At 41.2% G+C, this 3,353-nt stretch carries 1 protein-coding gene and 1 tRNA gene; both read right to left on the reverse strand.

Annotated elements, in window-relative coordinates; genetic code table 11:
• Positions 1–148 precede the first annotated feature (148 nt).
• A tRNA-Ala gene (locus tag MSG37_RS00005) sits at positions 149–224 on the reverse strand.
• A gap of 104 nt (positions 225–328) precedes the next feature.
• The gene (gene gltX / locus MSG37_RS00010) at positions 329–1,738 is read right to left on the reverse strand and encodes a glutamate--tRNA ligase (RefSeq protein WP_248468541.1); all 1,410 of its coding nucleotides are present in this window, start codon (positions 1,736–1,738) and stop codon (positions 329–331) included.
• Positions 1,739–3,353 lie beyond the last annotated feature (1,615 nt).

Consider the following 3,353-nt stretch of genomic DNA (forward strand, 5'->3'; position numbering starts at 1 on the left):
CCCTAGGGGATTCGAACCCCTGTTACCGCCGTGAAAGGGCGGTGTCCTAGGCCTCTAGACGAAGGGGACCCGGACTGCATTAGACTCTGCAAAGAGTGAATACTCATTAAACCCTGTAGGCTAAGATTTAACGCTTTAATCAGTTAGTTGGTGGAGCCTAGCGGGATCGAACCGCTGACCTCAACACTGCCAGTGTTGCGCTCTCCCAGCTGAGCTAAGGCCCCTCACTAACTAAATCACTTTTGAGTGCACCGCGAACTATTCGTTGCCTGTGTCTCAACTGCGTGGCGCATTCTATGCAGCGCACCCAAAAGAGTCAACCCGTTTTTTAGGAATTTATTCTATTTGCTACAAATTCAATCGCTTTGGAGATTCTTTGCTCTGTACGGGCCTTTCCAACCAGGAATATGGTTAAATCAACAGCAGGAGACATACCCGCGCCAGTTACTGCAACGCGCAATGGCATACCAACTTTACCCATTCCTACTTCTAATTCAGCTGCAGTATCTTCAATTGCTTGATGAATTGCTTCTAAAGTCCACTCATTTAAAGCAGTTAATTTAGTTTGGAATAACTGTAATGGCTCTAGTGCAACACCTCTTAGGTGCTTTTTAGCAGCATTTTCGTCAAACTCTTCGAAATCTTCAAAGAAGTAACGGCTAGATGCAGCAAGTTCTTTTAGTGTTTTTGCACGTTCAGACAATGCAGAAACAACTTCAGATAACTTTGGACCATTGCTTGTATCAATGTTTTGATCAGCCATATGCCACTCTAGGTGAGAAGCAACGTACTCTGGATCAGATTCTTTAATATAGTGCTGGTTTAACCAAATCAGTTTATCTGTATTAAAAGCTGAAGCGGCTTTGTTGATGTCATCAAGACTAAAGAATTGTTTCATCTCATCAATAGAGAACACTTCTTGATCGCCATGTGACCAACCTAAACGTACTAAATAGTTAAGTAGCGCTTCAGGTAAATAACCATCATCACGGTATTGCATAACACCAACAGCACCATGACGCTTAGATAGCTTAGCGCCATCATCACCTAAAATCATAGATACGTGAGCATATTCAGGTACTGGTGCACCTAGTGCTTTAAGGATATTGATCTGACGAGGTGTATTGTTGATGTGGTCTTCACCGCGAACAACACAAGTAATACCCATATCCCAATCGTCAACAACTACACAGAAGTTGTAGGTAGGTGTGCCTTCAGTACGGGCAATAATTAAGTCATCTAATGTACTGTTAGCAAATTCAATGCGACCACGTACGTGATCGTCAAATACAACACTACCTTCTGTTGGGTTTTTGAAACGCACAACAAATGGCTCATCAGTGTCACGAGGGGCTTTATCACGGCAGCAACCATCATACTTCTGTTGCTCACCTTTAGCAGCTTGCTCTTCGCGCATTGTTTCAATACGTTCACGGCTACAGTAACACTTGTATGCAGTGCCCTGCTCTAGCATCTGTGCAATGATTTCGTTGTAACGATCAAAACGCTTGGTTTGATAGTAAGGACCTTCATCCCAATTCAGGTTAAGCCATTCCATGCCTTCTAAAATTGCAGCACATGCTTCAGGAGTCGAGCGTTCTAGATCGGTATCTTCGATACGTAAAACAAACTCGCCTTGGTTTGCGCGTGCATATAACCATGAATAAAGTGCTGTACGAGCACCACCAACGTGCAAAAAGCCGGTAGGGCTTGGAGCAAAACGCGTCTTAACTGTCATAATGGACATTGACCTATGTAGAAAGCCTAAATAATAGACTGTACTAATGAATGTGGTGCATATTCTAACAGCCAAAAGAGCCTGGGAAAATAGGTCTACTGCTATAAGGCAAATTTTGTAACGAATATGGGCGACTCGCCTCTTCATTAAGCTCTCCCCTCACCTAGACAATGAGGTAAAGAAGCAATGAGTGAAATCAGACCTGATACAGGCCTTCAAAACTAGATGGCTATATCACCCTCCTTTATAAAGCAGCAAACTCACATCCAGAGAATGTCGAATAAACGATAAGTCCCGTTACACACATTAGTTCTACATGCTTTAATCAGCAGATCTTCCAATTCATGCATTTACGGCTTTTATTTAAGAAGCGCGGCTATATCTAAAATTTAGTTTGAGCCTAGCTAAATAGTTCTACTAAATTGAGTTTGCTCTGGGATGATGAATTCTCTGCTCGACCAGTTCTCATAACATATAGTTTTCACCACATGCTGTTATCTTCGCATGGAGATCACTAAGCTAAGGCTACAATCAGCCCTTACATAAAACAGTGGTTCGCCGCTAAACAGAACAACAGCTTGAATTTCAAAAAAACAAAGTCTTTAGTCTGCAACTTCTGCCCTTTAAACATATTTGTTGCTGAAGCCCTATAAAATATGAAAGCCACTACTTGTAGCTCAATCACTACGTGACTAACGACAAGTAACACATCTATTTAATAGTAGGCATCACCAGAAGGAATAAGCGTTACAGGTAGTAAATAGTCAAAACGCTTTTAAGGATTATCGCCAATATTAATGGCAATACTCGTTTTAATGCTCTCTACTCTTTATATGTCCATTTTAAATAAGCCGTTCCGATCCCCCTGCATTCAGTGTCGCTTGTCAGAACACAACTAAAACAACCGTCATCATTTCTTTGTACAAACACGGTAACGTTTTCAAGACTTATAGCATCGCGACTCAACTTATTGGTTCAACAAAATGACATATGTCAGAAAACCTCCGATAAGGAAAGTAAAAGAAAAGGAAAACTGCGGGAGCTCAAAAAAGACTACATATAGCCAAGTAGTCACTTTAAAACATTCACACTTAATAACCTGCTTTAACTTCCCGAGCCTTATTTTAGTAACACTTAGAGTATTTATTAGCTGAAACTATCGATTCGCCCCTAAAGTGAGCCGCTTTTCCATCGCAAATATAACATCTAGGGGATAGGCTTCTTAATCATTTACACGATAAAAAGTTAAAACTAAATAAGCCTTGCAGTACAAAACCGCCCTCGGTGACAAGTTAAAACCGCAACTATAAGCCTAAGTACACATTTTTAAGCGCACTCAAATCCTCTTTTAAAGGTGACTTTAAAACGAATCGCCGAATAATGAGTTAGTTTCTAGTGTAAGATATCCAGCAGACGAACCAAATTTCGATAATTGACGTTAGACTTACTAGCAGGTGTAAGTTAACTTTTAACCAGTTATGGCTCGACACTGCGCACCTCTGATTAACTATGCAGCAACACGCGCAAAATTGAACCGTAGTCGTTATTTTATCTAAAAAAAGCGTTGACAGTAGATCGTTCCTCCCTATAATACGGCCCCACACAGCGAGGTCGA

The sequence above is a fragment of the Shewanella sp. 1CM18E genome (genome assembly GCF_023161665.1).
Classification (GTDB): domain Bacteria; phylum Pseudomonadota; class Gammaproteobacteria; order Enterobacterales; family Shewanellaceae; genus Shewanella.

What these genes read in the sequence shown, in the direction of transcription:
- gltX (WP_248468541.1), bottom strand. Translation starts at nt 1,738, where the DNA reads ATGACAGTTAAGACGCGTTTTGCTCCAAGCCCTACCGGCTTTTTGCAC.